Genomic DNA, 17,533 nt, shown 5'->3' on the forward strand with positions numbered 1-17,533 from the left:
CGATCCGCCCCACCCGGTCCATGCCGTTATTGTCGTCGATGGTCCAGGGCGACACGGAACTTGGAGCTTGCCCTCTTCTGTGGACATCTCTTGAAGATCGGATCGTGGGATCCGAGGAGGAGGTATTCGTGAGGAGAATCCAGAAAGGCAGGACAATATCATGTGGCGTGAGATTGTCAATGAATTCACATCCGCAGCTCCGCAGTTTCCGGTGGAGCCTGGTGTGCTCGACCGGATCGAGGTGGCACTCGGGCAGAGGCTCCCTCAAGATCTCCACCTTTTCCTTTTGGAGAGCAACGGTATGGAGGGTAAGTACGGGACAGGCGTCATCTGGCCTGCGGAGCGCATCCTGAGCGATAATCTCTCTTTCCGTGAAAATGATCAGTATCGGTCTCTGTATATGCCATTCGATTCACTGATCTTCTTCGGCGATAATGGCGGGGGGGGATCAATTCGCTTTCGAGCGAACACCGGAACGCGGTGAAGTGTTTGTGTGGGATCACGAAACGGACAGTCGAAATCTCGTTTCCTCGAGCTTGGAGAACTATCTGCGCCGTTCACTGGAAAGCGATGGAGGGGACTGGTATCGGTAGTGGGGTAAGTGTCACTTCCGATTTTCTCCGCGGGAGCGGAAGTGGGCGGGCATAACCTGTGGGACTGGAGGGCTTGCTGGTGGTTACGGCGAACTACTTGGACAGCTGGGATTCAACGGGTAGTGCATGGACATACGCGCTGTCGTGAGTCGCCTTCCGTGATGTGGAACCGCTCGCAGGGCTGGTCGACGCCTGGCACTGGACGCCGGTGCCGGGCCACTTCGAGTTTGCCGGTGCTCTCTCGGCCGACGGGCAGCGGTTGTTGCAGTTGAGCGGGTGTGCCCCGTACGACGAGGTGTTGGCCGTCGCGACGCTGGACTCGCGCGAGGGCATGAGGAGACGATCTTCGCCCGGAACCCTTGCCTTGGTGTGGCCAATGGCTTCAAGCCACCCGGCGGGTCGACTTCGACGTCGTCGTGGGCCTCGCACCCGAGATGCACCGCTTCTATCGTGTGCAGAACCTGGCCCTGACCCCTTCCCCGCCGTTGAAGAGGATGAACAGGCGGCCGTCGCAAGCGTGAAGTAGGCGACTTCCAGCGCGAGTTGGACGAGGCACCCGCGCGATGCCCCGCTCTGCTCCGTGTGCCGAGGCAAGGGGTCGGAGGAGGTGAGGCGACCCCGACTTTCAGGCATCGTCCCCCGTGTGGCTGAAAGATCACTACGCCTGGCCGACCCGTCCGTGAGTACCTCGTGCAGGCATCGTGCACACCTCGTAACGAAACCCCCGCGGCCGCACGCCAGACGATTCGCTGCTGCACAGCAACCTCGCCTCCCGGATCCCCGTACTCAACACGGCATCCCGCGCTCCTCATTGCAGCTGTATAACGTCGGGCTCTGTGGGGTTCGCGAGCATCAGCGCGCCTTGAGGGGCTCATGCGCGGCTGATACGGTGCCATGGCTTGAGACTCGCTTCCGCGCTGGCTGTTCGGCCAGGTCGGGCGGTACGTCCGAGCAAGGGCGGACCGGGGTGGAGTGTCCCGGTTGGCGCGGTAATTGGTCGAAATCTTCTTGGGTGTACGGGGAGCGGTTGCGTGAAGATCCAAGAGCGTACGGGGGCGGGCAACAACCGTTCCGCTGCGCCGGTCCACCCGGCGATGGGCGAGCGCCTTCCCGCGCCGCCTCGCGAGCGCAAACCCGCGCTCGCCGCTCTCGCGGTGCTGCTGATCCTCGTGGGTGCGCTGGGCGCGACCATGCTGGTGCTGCGTGCGGGGGATCGGATTGAGGTCGTCCAGGTGACGGCCGACATCCAGGCCGGGGACTCCGTGGGCGACAACGTGAAGTCCGTGATGGTCGCGGACGACACCGGCGTCAACTACATCAGGTGGGCCCAGGTCAAAACGCTCCAGAAGCTCAAGGCCAAGTCACCGATCTACGAGGGAACCCTCGCCATCGGCCGGATGTTCGAAGAGACCCCGGCCATCCCCGAGGGCAAGGCCTCCGTAGGCCTCGCGCTCAAGGAAGGCCAGTACCCCGTGGGCATCAAGTCGGGCGACACCGTGGCCGTGTACCGCGTCAGCGACGACAGCGGCAGTGGCAACTCGTCGGGCGCCGCGGGTGCCGGCAACACGTTGATCGTCGACTCGGCCAAGGTCAGCTACGTCAAGACGACGACGGACAGCACGATCAGCAGCACCAGCCTCCCGGTCACGCTCACCGTGGACAGTGACGACGCGGCCGCTGTCGCTCAGGCCTCCTCGGCCGGCGAAGTCGCCCTCGTTCTCGTCCCCGGCAACTAAAGGCGAGTGAGTAAAGAGACATGGCGCTCATCGCCCTCGCCGCCGACAAGGGTTCCCCCGGCGTCACCACCGCCGCGGTAGCCCTGTCGGCCGTCTGGCCCCGCCGGGTTCTGCTCGCCGAGACGGACCCCGCCGGCGGTGACCTCGTGTACCGCAGTGCTGCCGCGCACGGCGGTCCGCTCAACCCGAACACCGGCATGCTGTCGATAGCGGCGACGGCCCGCCGCGGCCTCGTACCGGATCAACTCTGGGACCACGTGCAGCCGTTGAGCGGCGGGCTCGAAGTCCTCGTCGGGCTCGGTGTCGCCGAGCAGGCCACCGGGCTCGCCGGGCTGTGGCCCACCCTGGGCCGCGCCTTCGCGCAGCTTGCCGACTCCCCGCACGCGCCCGCCGACGTCATCGCCGACTGCGGCCGGATCAGCGGAGACACCCCCGCCGTCGAGCTCTTCCCGCACGCGGCCCTCGTACTGCTGCTGTCGCGCACGGAGCCGGAGGCGATCGCCCGTGTCCGGGACCGGGCCGCCGCCCTCTCCGCCAAGCTGCACGGCGGCGGCCGCGGCGCGGCCACCCTCGCCAACCCGCTCATCGGGGTCATCCTGATCGCCGAGCCGAGCGACTCCGCCAAGCTCGTCCACCAGGTCAACAACATGCTCGTAGCGGCGCAGACCGGTGCGCGGGTCGTCGGCACGCTCGCCGACGACCCCTCCGGCGCCGACCAGTTGGCCGGGCGCAAGCGCGGGCGGCTCGACAAGTCGCTGCTCATCCGCTCCGCCCGCAAGGTCACCTCGGACCTGTACCAGCAATACGGCGCCGCCTGGGCCGTACCCGCCCATGGTCAGGTTCCCGGACCCCACGGACAGCCCGCCGCCGGAGCCGGCCGATGACCGCGGTCGACCACCAGCTGGTCAAGCGGTTCCGGCAGGACGCCGGTGACCGGATCTCCGAGCAGCGCCGCGAGGACCAGGTCCGCGGCGTCACACCGATGTCCAACGAGGACGAACGGCACTACGCGCGCGCCGTCATCGCTCAGATACTTGAGGACTACGCCCGAACCGAGATCAACCTCGGCCGGACACCTCTCGACGCCGAGACCGAGGAGCAGTACGCGGCCGCCGTGCACGCCGCGCTCTTCGGCGTCGGCCGCCTGCAGCCGCTGCTGGACAACCCCGAGGTCGAGAACATCGACATCAACGGGTACGACCAGGTCTTCGTCGGGTACGCGGACGGCAGCGAGGTCAAGGGCGACTCCGTCGCCGAGAGCGACGAGGAGCTGATCGAGCTCATCCAGATCCTCGGCGCGTACTCGGGTCTGTCCTCCCGGCCCTTCGACTCCGCCAACCCCCAGCTCGACCTGCGGCTTCCGGACGGTTCGCGACTGTCGGCCGTCATGGACGTGACGCGCCGGCCCGCACTCTCCATCCGTCGTGCGCGGATGGGCAAGGTCTTCGTGTCCGACCTCGTCGGCAACGGGACGATCTCGCCCGAGGTCGCGCACTTCCTCGCGTGCGCCGTCCGCGCGCGCAAGAACATCATGATCGCGGGCGCCACGAACTCCGGTAAGACGACGCTGCTGCGCGCTCTCGCCAACGAGATCCCGCCGCACGAGCGCCTCATCACCGTCGAACGCGCCCTGGAACTCGGCCTCGACACCTTCGCCGAACTGCACCCGAACGTCGTGGCCTTCGAGGAGCGGCTGCCCAACTCCGAAGGCCAGGGCACCATTTCCATGGCCGAGTTGGTGCGCCGCTCGCTCCGTATGAACCCCTCCCGCGTCATCGTCGGTGAGGTACTCGGCGACGAGATCGTCACGATGCTCAACGCGATGTCGCAGGGCAACGACGGTTCGCTGTCCACGATCCACGCGAACAGCTCCAGCGAGGTCTTCAACCGCATCTCCACGTACGCCCTCCAGGCCAAGGAAGGGCTGCCGATCGAGGCCAGCCAGATGCTGATCGCGGGCGCGGTGAACTTCGTCGTCTTCATCCAGCGGCGCAACGACTACGAGACGGGCGGCCGCCTCCAGCGCATGGTGACCTCCGTCCGCGAGGTCAACGGTGTCGACGGACGCGTGCTGTCCAGCGAGGTGTTCGCCGAGGCCCCGGACGGCCGGATCGTCCCGCACGCGCCCATAGCGTGCCTCGACGACCTGATCCAGCAGGGCTATCGGCTCCCGGGCAGCGGGAGTTGGGGATGACCATGACCCAGGACACGCACAGCACTTCACTCGCCGCGCTCGACTCGCTCGGTTCCATGGGCGGGATCTTCTCCACGTCCGTCCTGTTCGCGCTCGTGTGCGGAGTCGCCGTCGGCGGCGGAATCGCGCTGCTCGCCGTCGCCGTACGCGGACTGCCCGTCAAGCCCGAACACGAGAAGCAGAAGGCGAGTGAACGGGCGGGCGAGCTGATCCGGTTCGTCGGGCAGCGCGGCTCGATCGCCGCCATCGCCGGGGTCGTCGTCCTCCTGCTCACCCGCTGGGCCGTCGCCGGAATCGCGACCGCGATCCTCGTCTTCTTCTGGGACAAGCTCTTCGGCGGCGCCTCGGAGGAGAAGGCCGCCATGCGCCGCGTGGAGGCCCTCGCCTCCTGGACCGAATCGCTGCGCGACACCATCGCGGGCGCGGTCGGCCTGGAGCAGGCGATCCCCGCCTCCGCCCGCGCCGCCGCTCCCGTACTGCGACCGCATCTCGACGCGCTGGTGGACCGGCTGCGCTCCCGCACCCCGCTCCCCGAGGGCCTGCAGCACCTCGCCGACGAGATCAACGACGCGTCCGCCGACATCATCGTCGCCGCGCTCATCCTCAACGCGCGGCTGCGCGGACCGGGACTGCGCCAAGTCCTGGGCGCGCTGGCCAAGTCGGCGCGCGAGGAGGTCGACATGCGGCAGCGGGTGATGGCCCAGCGCTCCTCGACCCGGCGTTCGGTACAGATCGTCGTCGCGGTCTCCATCGCCTTCGTCCTCGGCCTGTCCATCTTCAACCGCGACTTCGTCGAGCCGTACGGCACCGCCGTCGGACAGGTCGTACTGGCCTGCGTCTGCGGCCTGTTCGCGCTCGGCTTCTGGTGGCTGCGCAAGCTGTCGACGATCGAGACGCCGGAACGGTTCCTGGTGCGGGACGAGTCGTCGGTGCGGTTCGTACGTCCTCGCACGCCGGTTTCTGGGGATGAGGCGGTACGCCGATGAACCTGACCATGCCGATCCTGATCGGTGCCGTCCTGGGCCTGGGCGTCTACGCCCTCGTACGCGCCCTCATGCCGTCCAAGCAGAGCGCGGTCGCGCAGGTCGCGCGGATCGACGCGATGCGGGCGAGGGGCGCGGCGTACGAGTCCGCGCACCACGGCGCCGCCAGTAAGGATGCCGGACGGCTGGGTGACGCACGGGCCCGCGTGGGCGTCCGCGTCTCCGAGTTCTATCTGCAGCAGGGCTGGGAGCTGCGCTCGCTCCGCGCCGACCTGGCCGTCCTGGACCGGAGTTGGGAGAACTTCCTGGCGACGAAGGTCCTGCTGGCCGCGGGGGGTGTCTTCTTCGGCCCGCTCCTGTTCGCGGTGGTCTGGACGATCGGCTTCAGCCGCAGCCCGATCATCCCGGTCTGGCTGGCTCTGCTCTTCGCGGTCGTCTTCTTCTTCCTCCCGGATCTGGAGGTACGGCGGGACGCGGCCGACAAACGGCGTGACCTGCGGCGTGTGATCGGCGCATATCTGGACCTGGTGTCGATGAGCCTGGCCGGTGGCCGGGGTCTCCCCGAGGCGCTGATGGCGGCCGCCGAGATCTCCGACGGCTGGGCGACCCAGCGCATCCGCAGCGCGCTGGCCGACGCCCGGATCACCGGCGTCAGCCAGTGGCAGGCCCTCGGCTCGCTCGGCGAGGAACTGGGCATCGAGGAGCTGAAGGACCTGTCCGCCTCGCTGGCCCTGGTCGCGGACGACGGCGCGAAGGTACGGGACTCGCTCGCCTCGCGCGCCGAGACGATGCGGCACCGTGAACTCTCCGAGATCGAGGGCAGCGCGGGCGAGAAGTCGCAGTCCATGCTCGTCGCGCAACTGCTGCTGTGCGCCGGATTCCTGGTCTTCCTGATCTTCCCGGCCGCGATGCGCGTGTTCCAGGTCTGACGTCCATTCCCTACCCGTTACCCGTTTGAACTAGAGAGGACAACTCACCATGAACGGACGGAACTTCAACACCGGGATCCCGGGGGTGGACTTCCTGATCACCTTCCTCCAGGGCCGGGTGCAGCGTGCCCGCTCCGGCGAACTCGACCGGGGTGCGTCTGCGGTGGAGTGGGTCATCATCTCCGCCGTCGTCGTGGCGATCGTCGGCGTGGTCGCCGCGATCATCAACACCGCGCTGAGCGACGGCGCCAACAAGGTCGGGGACTGCATCGCGGGCGCCAATCAGAGCGGTACCTGCTGATCCAGCAGGCCACTCGTCCACCCGTCCATCCGCCCCCCAGTCCATCCGCCCACCCGTCCACTTCGGAAGAACGAGAACCGCTCGTGTGCGTAAGTCGCTGGGTCCGCCGCAGGGTGGAGGCCGCCAAAGAAGCCGCCTCCACCCGCGGTGACTCCGGCATGACCGCGATCGAGTTCGTCTTCCTCACACCGGTGCTGTTCTTCATGATCTTCGCGACGGTGCAGTTCGCGCTGTACTTCTTCGCGGATCACGTGGCCCAGGCGGCGGCCCAGGCGGGCGCGCGCAAGGCCCGCGCCACGGCCGACGAAAACCGGGGCGGGTGGCGGGGCGAGGCCCGCGACGTAGTCGACAGCTACATCCAGCAACTCGGCCCGCAGCTCGTGCTGTCCCCGGACGTGACGATGCTCCAGCCGGAGCAGAACACGGTGGGGGTGGAGATCACGGCGAAGGTGCCCACGGTGTTCCCCGGCTTCGACCTGACCGTGCACGCGCAGTCTTCGGGGCCGGTGGAGAGATTCGTAGCGGAGGATGGGAACTGATGGGTTTCCCCACCAGGAGCCGCTTGGGCCGTTGGATCCGCTGGAGCCGTTGGATCCGCGAGCGCGGCGCTGCTGCCGGACGGGACCGGGGGCTCTCCACGATCGAGGTGGTGATCCTCGCTCCGGTGATGATCCTTTTCATCCTCGTCCTGGTGGCCTTCGGGCAACTGGTGGACGGGCGCGGGGCGTTGGACGGCGCCGCACGGGACGCGGCGCGTGCCGGATCGATCCAGAAGGACCACGCCACCGCCATGGTCGAAGCACAGAAGGCCGCGGAGGCGGATCTCGGGGACGTCTGTACGGGCCCGGTGACGGTGAACCAGACCAGCGCCGGCTTCGAACCCGACACCATCTTCACCCTCGAGGTGAGCTGTGAGGTGCGTGGGCTGGCGATGCTCGGCCTCGACGTACCCACGACGCTGACGTCCACCTTCAGCTCGCCGCTCGACCCGTTCCGGAGGACGGCGTGAACTTCCCTCCGCTAGTACGGAACTGGCTCGACACTCGGCGAGCGGCGCTGAACGACCGCGGCTCGGGCGCCGGCGCGGTCATCATCTTCGCGCTCGTCTTCCTCTCCCTCTCGGCCTTCGTCATCGACGGCGGCATGTCCATCTCCAAACGAGAACGCGCCGCCGACATAGCCGAACAGGCCGCGCGCTACGCCGCCCAGGACATCGACAAGGAAGCCCTGTACGACAACGCGGGCGGCCCCGCACCCATCAACTTCGCGAACTGCGGCGCCCGAGTACAGGCCTTCGCCCGCGAAATGGGCATGTCCGGCGCGGACATAGCGGCAACCCACTGCGTCGCCGCCAACGCCGACCAGGTCGAGGTCGAGGTCCAGCTCACCTACTCCCCGATCTTCACGGGGATGTTCTACGACGGCGATGTGGTCGTCCGTGGGCGGGCGGTCGCGGAGAACGAGGTTGGGTAGGACGGCCCCAGGTCGGTGCCCGAGGGTAGGAAGGGCAAGGACGGGGATCTCGGATGGCTGACCACTTGAAGGTCGACGGCACCGAACTGGACAAGTTCTACACAGACTTGACGAAGGCGAAGGACTCTTTCCTCGCTCTGCACAAAGCCCTGCGGGACTCCGGCGTCGCCGGCCTCGGCACGGACGATCTGGACAAGGCGTGTGACCAGTTCCAGGAGGACTGGCACTACGGCGCCAAGGAGATCGCCGACCAGATCGAGGACCTCACCGACATCACGAAGAAGGCCAAGGACGACTTCCACGAGGTGGACGTCGCTCTGGAGAAGGCCCTGGAGAAGGCGGCGCAGAAGGGGCGGCAGAAGTGACCGTTCCCACCGTGGACGCGGACCGGCCCCAGGGTCTGAAATCCGACCCCGGCGTCACGAACCCCTACACCCACCTCGGCTTCAATCCCGCGCCGGGCGCCACGGAACTCGTACGGGCCCTCCACCACAAGCTGACCAGCTGTGTGAAGGAGATGGAGAAGGCCCACTCCAAGGTGACGAAGCTGATGGACGGCAGCTACTGGGAGGGTGACGCCGCGGTCGCCTTCCGTGAGCAACTCGACGGCGGTCCCCTGCCGCTCAACCTCCAGAACGGCGCCCACTCCGTCGGCAAGGCAGCCAAGCAACTGGACCTGTGGGCCGGGGAACTTGAGGACTTCCAACGCCGTGCGAAGAAACTCGACGGCGAGGCGGAGGACGCGCGCGCCGCACTGGAGCGCGCCCAGGGCCACGCGGACAAGGCGGAGAACGATCCAGCTCTGGAGAAGAACAAGGGGCGGGCCTACGACGACGCGCACTCGGCCCTGACCAAGGCGGACAGCGCGGTGACCACAGCCCAGGAGAACCTGGACGACGTACTCCGCCGTGCCCGCTCCCTCGCGACCGAGCACGAGACCACCGCGCGCAAGCGAGCCCGTCTCATCGGGGATGCCACCCACAAGCTGGCGCCTCACGAACCCGGTATGTGGGACAAGTTCACGGACTGGCTGGGCGAGAACCTGCCCGACATCCTCAGCGCGTGTGCGGCCGTACTCGGCGTGATCGCGCTCCTGGGACTCACCGTGATCGCGCCCTGGATGCTCTTCCTCGCGGCGGGACTGCTCAGCGGAGCGGCGTTCGCCCTGCGAGTCAGCGATCCCGAGGTGATGGCGTCATTGAAGGACGGCATCATGAACGGCGAGCTGGATGCCGACTTCTGGGGTAACGCGTTGGGGGTCGCGGGGGATTTTCTGGGGATGGTGCCGGGGTTGGGGGCGGTGACCAAGGGCCTCATGAAGGCGCCGGAAGCGCTGGTCGCGGCTTCCAGGACGGTGGGCGAGGTCGGTGAGGTACTGACGCTCGGCCAGAAGATCGCCCAGGTTGGGACCTCGGTCAAGACGATCGGAACCTCGGTCAAGACGGAGGCCGCTGCTGCCGAAGGCGCCGCGAGCATCCTGGCCCACCAAAGAGTGTTCGGCGGACGACTGGCCCCGGTCCTGGAGCGTATCGACAAACCTGCGACTCTCCTGGGAGCCGGAACAGCTGTCTACGGCGTGGCCGGAAGCCTTGTGGACAGCCTGGACAACGACACGGCGAGCGTGGTCACCAGTGTCCTGGACGGCCCGAGAACCCTGGGAGTCGACCTTCCGGCGACTGCGGGAGCTCTGCACTTCCTGCTGGTCGGCGCAAGGGGAGCGTCATGAGCAACGCGCCCTATCTGATTGACGAGTCCGCACGGAGTGAGGAGGCGGACATCTGGTTCGCACTGCCCGCGGGCTTCGTCGCGCTCCCGCTCCTGGAGTTGACGGAAGCGGGGGACAGCTCAGAGGGGGCGCGCCTTGGGGATACCCTGCGTCCGCTGCTGGAGGCGTTTCCCGATCCCTCGTCCCGGCAGCAGCTCCTGACCGAGATCGCTCCGGTCCGGCGGATGGCCCAGGTGCTCCTGGAGGCCGGAACCATCCACTGCTCGCTGGGACTGCACACGGACGATGAGGGCGACGGCGGCCTGTTGCTGTCCCTGTTCACCCTCTCCTGGCGGACCATCGACTGGATGCCACGCAGTGTCCTCGCGCTCCGTGCCGTCGCGGACACGGAGGATGCCGAGCACATCGAGACCCTCGATCTCCCCTGCGGTCCCGCATCGCTCGTACAGACGCGCCTGACCGGACCCCCGGAGGTGGGTACGGCCACTGGAAGACAGCTGCTCCAGGTCACCGGATACGTTCCTTGCCTTGACGGCGAGAGGATCGCGATCCTGAAGCTGGCCACGACGGCGGTCGAACACAGCCGGGACTACCGCAGCCTGCTGCGGGACATCACCAGCACGGTCAGCTTCGACAACCCGCTCCCTGACGTACCCGACGAGGAATGAAATGCCCCCCACGCAGCCCCCTACCGCATGGGACGACCCGCAGACGCGCCGTGCCTGGAAGAAGCTCATCTCCTGCGCGATCGCGGGCCAGGTCATCTGGCCGGTCGTGTGGGTGGGCCTCCTGGCGGCGTACGTGATCATGTCGATCACGTGGACACTGTGGCTCTTCTTCATCCCGATGCTCTACTCGTTCTATCGGGCCTTCCTCCAACCCGCCTACTTCACCTGGGCCCTCCGCACCCGCCGCATCCTGCAGGAATATCCCTGGCAGGTGTTCGAGGCGCCGGAGAGTGGCATCGGCACGATTCCCGACACGACCGCGGGTGACGTCTGGCTGAGTTTCCCTCACCCCGAGCGATCGGATGAGATGGTGCCGGTTGTCCTGCGTGTGCACATTCGGTCCGCATGGTGGAGGCGACGCCTCGGGCGCGGTTTCAGCACGGAGAAGACCGCCCAGGCCAAGACGGTCTGGTTCGCCGGCGACCCCCGCTTCGCCGCCGTCATCGCGGTGCCGGGCCCCCGACGCCTCTACGTGATTCACCAGCGCCCGAGCTACGGCAAAAGCATGTCGGCCGAAGCCGCCGGAGCCACCCCGCAGGCCCTCGACCGCGCCCGTCGCGCAGGGGTCCACGTGCCGGATCCGCACTCGGCGGCATCGGGTACTCGGGGGATGTGAGGTGTTCTGGACGGCTTACGCGCCGCCGCCCTTGTCTCCCCCCGTTGACACTCGGGCAAAGGATCATCCAGGCCGGGACGGGAATCGGGACGTCGGCGAAGACGATCGGGAACTCGATCAAGGCCGAGGCCGCTTCCGCCGAAGGGGCGGCGAGCCTCCTGGCCCATCCCAGGGTGTTCGGAGGGCGGCTGGCTCCGATTGTCGAAAAGATCGACAAGCCCGCGACGTTGCTGGGCGCCGGAACCGCTGTTGTAGGCGTGGCCGGAAGCCTTGTGGGGAGTCTGGACAATGACGTAACCACCGCGGTCACCGGTTTCCTGGACGGTCCCCGAACCCTGGGAGTCGATCTCCCGGCGACAGCGGGAGCTCTGCACTTCCTGCTGGTCGGGACTGGTGGAACATCGTGAGTACCGCGCCGTATCTGATTGACGATTCCGCTCGGGCCGAAGAGGCCGACGTCTGGTTCGCGCTTCCCCCGGGCTTCGTTGCCCTCCCGCTCCTAGAGCTGATGAAGGCAGGAAACGGTCCGGAAGAGCTGGGTCCGGGCGGCACACTGAGCTCGCTGTTGGACGTGTTTCCCGACCCAGCATCCCGGCAACGGCTGCTGGCCGAGATCGCTCCGGTGCGGCGGATGGCTCAGATGCTTCTGGAAACCGGAACAATCCACTGCTCGCTCGGACTGCACGCGGACGACGAGGGCGACGGGGGTCTGCTGCTGTCCCTGTTCACCCTCGCCTGGCGGGTGACCGACTGGGCGCCGCGCAGTGTCCTCGCGGCCCGCGCCGCCGCAGGCGCCGACGACGCCGAACACATCGAGACACTCGATCTGCCTTGTGGTCCGGCCTCGCTCGTACAGTCGCGCATGACCGGGCCCTTGGAAGCAGGTCTGGCTGCCCACCGCCAACTGCTTCAGGTCACCGCCTACGTACCGTGCCCCGACGGCCGGCGGATCGCGATCCTCACGCTGGCCACGACCGCGGTCGAGCGGGCCCGCCACTACCGGAGCCTGCTCCTCGACATCGCCCGTATGGTCAGCTTCGACAACCCGCTCCCGGACACACCCGATGAGGAATGACATGCCCCCCACCCAGCACCTCACAGCCTGGGAGGATCCGGCAACGCGTCGGGCCTGGACCAAGCTCGTCATCTGCGCGATCGCCTGTCAGATCCTGTGGCCGGTGGCTTGGATGGGCCTTCTGGCGTGGTATGTGGTCATGTCGATCACCTGGACACTGTGGTTCTTCTTCGTCCCGATGCTCTACTCGTTCTATCGGGCCTTCCTACAGCCCAGATACATCATTGGTGCATTCCGAACGCGCCGCCTCCTGCGGCACTATCCCTGGCAGGTTCATGAGACTCCGGAGAGCGGTGTCGGCAACATTCCGGGTGTCCGGGCCGGCTATACCTGGCTGAGGTTTCCCGACCCCGAGGCGCCGGGCCAACTGGTGACGATGGTCATGCATTCGCACGTGCGGTCCGTCTGGTGGGGAGGACGCCTGGGGCGCCGCGCCACACCTGAGCGCAAGGCCCAGGTCCGGGAGATCTGGTTCGCCGGAGATCCCCGCTTCGCCGCCGTCATCGCCGCCCCCGGCCCGCGTCGCCTCTACGTCATTCACCAGCTCAGCAGTTACAACTGGGCGATCCCCGCCGAAGCCGCCGGAGCCACCCCGCAGGCCCTCGACCGCGCCCGTCGCGCAGGGGTCCACGTGCCCGATCCGCACTCGGCGGCATCGGGTACTCCGGGGATGTGAGACGTTCCGGACGGCTTACGCGCCGCCGCCCTTGTCTCCTCCCTCGCCCCCTTGCTTCACGCCCTCCGAGACGTCTTTGGCGAGCTGGTCGTCGAGTTTCTTGAACTCGCGGACGACGGCGTCGGACATGTCGGCGAGGGCGTCGAGCGCCTGGGTGATGTCCTCGCGGCCGTCCTCCCAGCCGGACTCGAAGTCGTCGAGGGCGTCGTAGACGGTGTTGTCGCCGAGGTCTTCCTTGTAGGACTCGAAGAGCTTCTTGGTGCGGTTCATCCGGGTCTTGATGGACCGCAGCCGACTTCCGTAATCCTCCAGCTCACTCAGCGGGAGCGCGAGGTCACTCTTGCCGTTGCCCATGTCGGGTCCCCCCAAGGTCGGTCGTTAAGCATCGTCAAGACTTGTGCCCGTCACTCGTCAGACGAAGCGGAACGTTCCGGTCACCGCATCGAAGATGTCGTGGAAGGCCTCGGCCAGGTCCAGTACGGGGCTGGCCCCGGAGACGAGGACGGCCTGGTCGGTGGTTCCCGGGACGGGGATGTACGTCTGGGTCAGCGCCATGCGAAGGATACGCGTGTCGCCCTGCGCGCCGGGTCCAGCGACTCTGACCAGCACGGTCAGCGGCACCAGTGCGGGCGAGTAGCAGCGGTAGTAGGCGAGTTCGCCGGTGCTGCGGTTACGGCGGATCAGCAGCTGCCGACTCCCGGGGCGGGGGTCGGCGAGGTCGATGACTGCTCAGTCGTAGAAACGGTGGCCCTTGGCCCCGGGCCTGGCGGAGAGCTTCTGCCAGGCCCGCTTGGGCACCCTTCTTGGCCAAGGTGTCCGCACGGAACTTCCCTGCACCGGTGGTGACTTCGTGCGAGCAGGCCACCGAGAGGACGTAGCCGGTGCCGCGTTCCGCCAGTGCGCCTACGCAGCTTCGGGTTACCGCCGTAGACCTCGTCGCCGGCAACTCATGCGGCCTGGTGGCCGGCGTCCATGCGAGCAGCCAGTTCCGGCTTGGTGGCGAAGACGGTGTCCTCGGCAAGGCCCGCAGCCCGGCAGCGGTCGGGGTCCAAGGTCCAGGAGCGCGGAACGTAGAGTTCCCGGTCCACTGCGGCGTGGCCGTGCTGACCTGCGTGGACCAGGTAGACAGCGACTTGGGAGTTCTTAATCCTGCCAGCGGTGCCGGTGTACTGGCGCTGCACCCCGACCGTGCTGGTGCCCTTCTTCACGTCCCCGGTCTCGTCGACCACCAGTACCGCCCGGTCGTCGCGCAGATGCTCCACCACGGACTCCCGTACGTCATCGCGTACCGCATCGGCATCCCACTTGGCCCGGCCCAACAGGTGCTGCATACCGTCCGGAGTGGTCTCGCCGGCCCACTCCGCGATTGTCCAGCAGTTCTTGCGTGGCAGGTCGGCCAATAGACCGAGCACCAACCGCGCCGCCCTGCGCCGGGGTTCGACCCGCGCGAAGCGCCCCGCGATCCGGCCCATCAGACCCTCGAACGCGTCCTGCCAACGGGCGGGTTCTATGCTGTGACCTGCGGCCACCGTCTCTTCGTCAGTCCACACAACTCACGATGATCAACGGTGGCCGCAGCGTCTTATCGTCGGCCCTGACCAGCCAACATTACGATCTGTGCCTGGAGTAGGCGGCGGTCGATGGGGCGACGCAGGCGCACCGTCCCGTGTCAGGAGGACATATGCGACGTGGCGAAGTCTGGTGGGCAGATTTCAACGAGCAGCGGGCAGTCGTGCTGCTGTCGGGAGAAGAGGCGTCCGGTTTCTTGGCGATGCAGGTCGTCGCTCCCGCGGGCACCGATCTCAGCGGCGTGGCCGTTGAGGTGGCAGTAGGTGCCCCCGAAGGACTGCCTCTCGAAGGCGTCCTGAGAGTCGCACTTCCACGTCCTGACCTCATCCCTTGCACTTGGCTGGTCACCCTGGCCAGGGAAGACCTGACCGGGCAGGCGGGCGTCCTGCCGTCCGCGAAGCTCAGCGAGATCGAGGATGCTCTTCGTCTCGGTGGACTCAAGTAGGCAGAGAGGGATGGACGCCGCCGATGGCGCGGCCGGTCTCGTCGAGATGGTCAATGGTGGCCGCGCCATATCAGCGGTGCCCCCACTCACAAGATCACGATCTACGGCTGGAGTACTAGCTGCGTACGTCGTCGCGGATCTGATCGGCATCCCACTTGGCCCTGCCCAGCAGGTGCTGCATGCCGTCCAGGGTGGTGTCGCCGGCCCACTCGGCGATGGTCCAGCAGTCTTTGCGCGGCAGGTCGGACAGCAGTCCAAGCACCAACTTCCTCATCCTGCGCCGGGGTTCGACCCGGGCGAACCGACCCGCGACACGGTCCATGAGCTTGTCGAACGCCTCCCGCCAGCGGGCGAGCTTCCCGTTGGGCGCGGCGGGCACCATCCGGCCGCCGGACGCAGGAGGTTCTTTCACCGGCCCAACTGGTCGCGCATCGCGTCGGCGTCACGCAGGGCCCAGTGCTCGACGATTCGGCCGTTGCGGACGCGGACCATGTCCATGCCGAGGACCTCGTAGCGTCGGCCGGATTCCGTGTGGGTGCCCCGGCTGGTGTATCGGTTGACGGAGGTGTCGCCGGAGACGACGTTCTGCTCGATCGTCACCGAGACGTCGTGAAATGCACTGCCCGCGCCCATCGACTCCCACTTCTGTCGCCAGGCGTCGCGTCCACGGTGATCGCCTTCCGTGCCTCCTCGATGGTCGACGACCTCCGGGCCAACCAGCGTCAGGGCGTCTTCGAGCCGGCCTTCCAGGACCTGCGCGTAGCTCTCAACGATGCGCCGGTGGATCTCTCCCGGCCCTGGGTGTGCGGTGTCTTTTACTCCCTGCGGCATGCAGATCTCCTCGGGTGGGGGACGCGTGAGGCGACAAGTGGGGAACTCCCCGCTTGCCGTGTTCGGCTACCGTAACCGGGGAAGTCCCCGATTAACAAGGAGGGTCATGCCATCGCAGAGCGCCGAACCTGCGCCGCGCTCGGAACCCCAGCGTCGTCGTCGCGCGGACGCTCAGCGCAACTACGACCTGCTCGTGGCCGCGGCCAGGGACGTCTTCCACGACCACGGCGTCGACGCCCCGCTTGACGACATCGCCCGCCGGGCCGGCGTCGGCAACGCCACGATGTATCGGCACTTCCCGACGCGTCGCGAACTGATCATCGCCGTCTACTCCGAGGAAGTGGCCGAACTCTGCGCCCGGAGCCAGTCCCTGCTGGCCGAGGATCCTCCCGGCGACGCCCTCTTCGACTGGCTTCAGGATTTCATCGCACACGTGGCGGCCAAGCGGGAACTGGCGCTGTCGATCACCGACGACCGCACCGGCCAGCGCTCCGCGCTGTTCGACCGCTGGCACCACTCGATGCACACAGCCGCGTCCGCACTGCTGACCCGGGCGCAAAGCGTCGGCGCTGTCCGCGCCGACCTCAACGCCTCGGAACTACTCGCCCTGGCCAACGGGATCGCCCTGACCACCACCGACGCCACTCAAGCAGAGCGACTCGTCCTCCTGGTCAGACAGGGCACCGACACTCCCTCGACGCCGGACGGCAGCATCCGCTGAAAGCGGCAAGCGCGACGCCGGCTTCCGCGCTGCGTGCTCGTCCGGAAACACGCACTCTGGACCGCTCCTGCGAGCCACTCAGGCATGAAGATCGTGATCTACGACGGGAGTACTGGGGGGCTTTCAAGTGCCCCAAGACCGAGGCGGCTCAGGTCAGCCTCTTCCCCCGGTGGGACGATTTCGTCGCCAGGGTCGGCTCAGCCCCTATGAGGGCTGGGCCGAGTCACTTCCTGCCGAGCCGCCGGCTGCCCCAAGGTCTCTGCAGATCCATGGGTGACGGAGTCGTTCCCGCCTATCGCGGCCCCGAGGGTTCGGCCGGTCGATTCGGCACAGCCTTGGCATTCTTGGCGGCGGCTGCCGCGACGGTTGCCAGGTCTTCGCCCGAGAAGCCGGCGCGGCTCAGCACCGCCAGAGATTTGTTCGTCGCCAGCGTGCACAACGCCAGCTCTACCGCCTCCTGCTCACCGGCCCCCGCCGCCAGCAACGCCTGCTCCAGCATCGCCCGCAAACCGTCGATCATGGCGCGGACCATCGCCTGACCCTCCGCGTCAAGCGCCGGGAACTGCGTTGCCGACACCGTGAGCAGGCAGCCATCCGGGACCGTCGGGTCGGCGATACGGTTCAGGGCGACCTGCAGGTAGGCGGCCACAACGGCGCTCGGGCTCGGGTGGGGGCCGGACAGAGCCTGCTCGTACAGCGCGTGGTAGGTCTGCGCGTACCGTTGGAGGCTTTTCCGGAAGAGGGCACTCTTGTCGCCGAAGGTGCCGTAGAGCGAGCCCCGGCCCAGGCCCGTGCCCTCGGTCAGGCGATCGATCGAGGCTTCCGAATAACCCCAGCGCCAGAAGACGTGCATCGCACGTCGTAGCGCCTCGTCCACGTCGAATTGCTTGCGGCCTGCCATGGTCGGTCAGCCTACACATCTTGTACCGATCGTTCA

The 17,533-nt window shown here is 67.4% G+C and carries 23 protein-coding genes and 2 pseudogenes; 19 read left to right on the top strand and 6 right to left on the bottom strand.

Features of this window, described 5'->3' with window-relative positions; all coding sequences use genetic code 11:
• The first annotated feature begins 160 nt into the window (after positions 1 to 160).
• From ACIPC1_RS35000 to ACIPC1_RS35080, 17 genes are all read left to right on the top strand, one after another.
• Positions 161 to 484 (top strand): SMI1/KNR4 family protein, encoded by a 324-nt coding sequence (locus ACIPC1_RS35000; protein ID WP_402524549.1) that lies wholly within the window; start codon positions 161 to 163, stop codon positions 482 to 484.
• Between the two features lie 1,140 nt (positions 485 to 1,624).
• Complete coding sequence (locus ACIPC1_RS35005) at positions 1,625 to 2,329, top strand: hypothetical protein (protein WP_402524552.1); 705 nt, start codon at positions 1,625 to 1,627, stop codon at positions 2,327 to 2,329.
• A 20-nt stretch (positions 2,330 to 2,349) separates the two neighbouring features.
• Positions 2,350 to 3,213, top strand: coding sequence for a hypothetical protein (locus ACIPC1_RS35010; RefSeq protein WP_384374335.1), 864 nt, complete (start codon positions 2,350 to 2,352; stop codon positions 3,211 to 3,213).
• On the top strand, positions 3,210 to 4,523 hold the full coding sequence (locus ACIPC1_RS35015) for a CpaF family protein (RefSeq protein ID WP_384374332.1): 1,314 nt from the start codon (positions 3,210 to 3,212) through the stop codon (positions 4,521 to 4,523). Before ACIPC1_RS35010 ends, ACIPC1_RS35015 begins: the two co-directional genes overlap by 4 nt.
• Before the next feature lie 2 nt (positions 4,524 to 4,525).
• Positions 4,526 to 5,509 (top strand): type II secretion system F family protein, encoded by a 984-nt coding sequence (locus ACIPC1_RS35020; RefSeq protein WP_402524729.1) that lies wholly within the window; start codon positions 4,526 to 4,528, stop codon positions 5,507 to 5,509.
• On the top strand, positions 5,506 to 6,435 hold the full coding sequence (locus ACIPC1_RS35025; protein WP_384374329.1) for a type II secretion system F family protein: 930 nt from the start codon (positions 5,506 to 5,508) through the stop codon (positions 6,433 to 6,435). The genes ACIPC1_RS35020 and ACIPC1_RS35025 overlap by 4 nt, the downstream gene beginning before the upstream one ends.
• Positions 6,436 to 6,484: 49 nt before the next feature.
• Positions 6,485 to 6,736 (top strand): hypothetical protein, encoded by a 252-nt coding sequence (locus tag ACIPC1_RS35030; protein ID WP_365439153.1) that lies wholly within the window; start codon positions 6,485 to 6,487, stop codon positions 6,734 to 6,736.
• An 83-nt stretch (positions 6,737 to 6,819) separates the two neighbouring features.
• A complete protein-coding gene (locus tag ACIPC1_RS35035) occupies positions 6,820 to 7,275 on the top strand; it encodes a TadE family protein (protein WP_402524557.1) in 456 nt (151 codons plus the stop codon).
• A complete protein-coding gene (locus ACIPC1_RS35040) occupies positions 7,275 to 7,745 on the top strand; it encodes a TadE/TadG family type IV pilus assembly protein (protein ID WP_402524559.1) in 471 nt (156 codons plus the stop codon). The genes ACIPC1_RS35035 and ACIPC1_RS35040 overlap by 1 nt, the downstream gene beginning before the upstream one ends.
• Positions 7,742 to 8,209, top strand: a complete 468-nt coding sequence (locus tag ACIPC1_RS35045) for a pilus assembly protein TadG-related protein (protein WP_402524561.1) — start codon at positions 7,742 to 7,744, stop codon at positions 8,207 to 8,209. Before ACIPC1_RS35040 ends, ACIPC1_RS35045 begins: the two co-directional genes overlap by 4 nt.
• Before the next feature lie 53 nt (positions 8,210 to 8,262).
• Positions 8,263 to 8,574, top strand: coding sequence for a hypothetical protein (locus ACIPC1_RS35050; protein ID WP_402524564.1), 312 nt, complete (start codon positions 8,263 to 8,265; stop codon positions 8,572 to 8,574).
• The gene (locus ACIPC1_RS35055; RefSeq protein ID WP_402524566.1) at positions 8,571 to 9,935 is read left to right on the top strand and encodes a putative T7SS-secreted protein; all 1,365 of its coding nucleotides are present in this window, start codon (positions 8,571 to 8,573) and stop codon (positions 9,933 to 9,935) included. The genes ACIPC1_RS35050 and ACIPC1_RS35055 overlap by 4 nt, the downstream gene beginning before the upstream one ends.
• Entirely contained in the window at positions 9,932 to 10,603 is a 672-nt protein-coding gene (locus ACIPC1_RS35060) for a hypothetical protein (RefSeq protein ID WP_402524568.1), read from the top strand. The genes ACIPC1_RS35055 and ACIPC1_RS35060 overlap by 4 nt, the downstream gene beginning before the upstream one ends.
• A 1-nt stretch (position 10,604) precedes the next feature.
• A complete protein-coding gene (locus tag ACIPC1_RS35065) occupies positions 10,605 to 11,279 on the top strand; it encodes a hypothetical protein (RefSeq protein WP_402524570.1) in 675 nt (224 codons plus the stop codon).
• Positions 11,280 to 11,323: 44 nt separating this feature from the next.
• Positions 11,324 to 11,686, top strand: coding sequence for a hypothetical protein (locus ACIPC1_RS35070; protein WP_402524572.1), 363 nt, complete (start codon positions 11,324 to 11,326; stop codon positions 11,684 to 11,686).
• Entirely contained in the window at positions 11,683 to 12,354 is a 672-nt protein-coding gene (locus ACIPC1_RS35075; RefSeq protein ID WP_402524574.1) for a hypothetical protein, read from the top strand. The genes ACIPC1_RS35070 and ACIPC1_RS35075 overlap by 4 nt, the downstream gene beginning before the upstream one ends.
• Before the next feature lies 1 nt (position 12,355).
• Complete coding sequence (locus ACIPC1_RS35080) at positions 12,356 to 13,030, top strand: hypothetical protein (RefSeq protein WP_402524576.1); 675 nt, start codon at positions 12,356 to 12,358, stop codon at positions 13,028 to 13,030.
• 15 nt (positions 13,031 to 13,045) lie between these two features.
• Here ACIPC1_RS35080 and ACIPC1_RS35085 read toward each other — a convergent pair whose 3' ends face one another.
• From ACIPC1_RS35085 to ACIPC1_RS35095, 3 genes and pseudogenes are all read right to left on the bottom strand, one after another.
• Complete coding sequence (locus tag ACIPC1_RS35085; RefSeq protein ID WP_384374309.1) at positions 13,046 to 13,384, bottom strand: hypothetical protein; 339 nt, start codon at positions 13,382 to 13,384, stop codon at positions 13,046 to 13,048.
• Positions 13,385 to 13,441: 57 nt separating this feature from the next.
• Positions 13,442 to 13,585: a hypothetical protein gene (locus tag ACIPC1_RS35090; RefSeq protein ID WP_402524733.1), complete on the bottom strand. Its 144-nt coding sequence runs from the start codon at positions 13,583 to 13,585 to the stop codon at positions 13,442 to 13,444.
• Between the two features lie 33 nt (positions 13,586 to 13,618).
• Positions 13,619 to 14,502: pseudogene (locus ACIPC1_RS35095) on the bottom strand (IS701 family transposase); the annotation flags it as partial.
• A gap of 209 nt (positions 14,503 to 14,711) precedes the next feature.
• Here ACIPC1_RS35095 and ACIPC1_RS35100 point away from each other — a divergent pair.
• Positions 14,712 to 15,044, top strand: a complete 333-nt coding sequence (locus ACIPC1_RS35100; protein ID WP_144314455.1) for a type II toxin-antitoxin system PemK/MazF family toxin — start codon at positions 14,712 to 14,714, stop codon at positions 15,042 to 15,044.
• Between the two features lie 124 nt (positions 15,045 to 15,168).
• Here ACIPC1_RS35100 and ACIPC1_RS35105 read toward each other — a convergent pair.
• Both ACIPC1_RS35105 and ACIPC1_RS35110 read right to left on the bottom strand, forming a co-directional pair.
• Positions 15,169 to 15,366: pseudogene (locus ACIPC1_RS35105) on the bottom strand (IS701 family transposase); the annotation flags it as partial.
• 86 nt (positions 15,367 to 15,452) lie between these two features.
• Positions 15,453 to 15,875 (bottom strand): ester cyclase, encoded by a 423-nt coding sequence (locus ACIPC1_RS35110; protein WP_402524579.1) that lies wholly within the window; start codon positions 15,873 to 15,875, stop codon positions 15,453 to 15,455.
• A gap of 106 nt (positions 15,876 to 15,981) precedes the next feature.
• Between ACIPC1_RS35110 and ACIPC1_RS35115 the strand changes: the two genes are divergently transcribed.
• On the top strand, positions 15,982 to 16,596 hold the full coding sequence (locus tag ACIPC1_RS35115; RefSeq protein ID WP_402524581.1) for a TetR/AcrR family transcriptional regulator: 615 nt from the start codon (positions 15,982 to 15,984) through the stop codon (positions 16,594 to 16,596).
• Positions 16,597 to 16,888: 292 nt separating this feature from the next.
• Here the strand turns inward: ACIPC1_RS35115 and ACIPC1_RS35120 are convergent, their stop codons facing one another.
• Entirely contained in the window at positions 16,889 to 17,497 is a 609-nt protein-coding gene (locus tag ACIPC1_RS35120) for a TetR/AcrR family transcriptional regulator (RefSeq protein ID WP_402524583.1), read from the bottom strand.
• Positions 17,498 to 17,533 lie beyond the last annotated feature (36 nt).

This window comes from Streptomyces sp. NPDC087263, from assembly GCF_044744645.1.
Classification (GTDB): Bacteria; Actinomycetota; Actinomycetes; order Streptomycetales; family Streptomycetaceae; genus Streptomyces.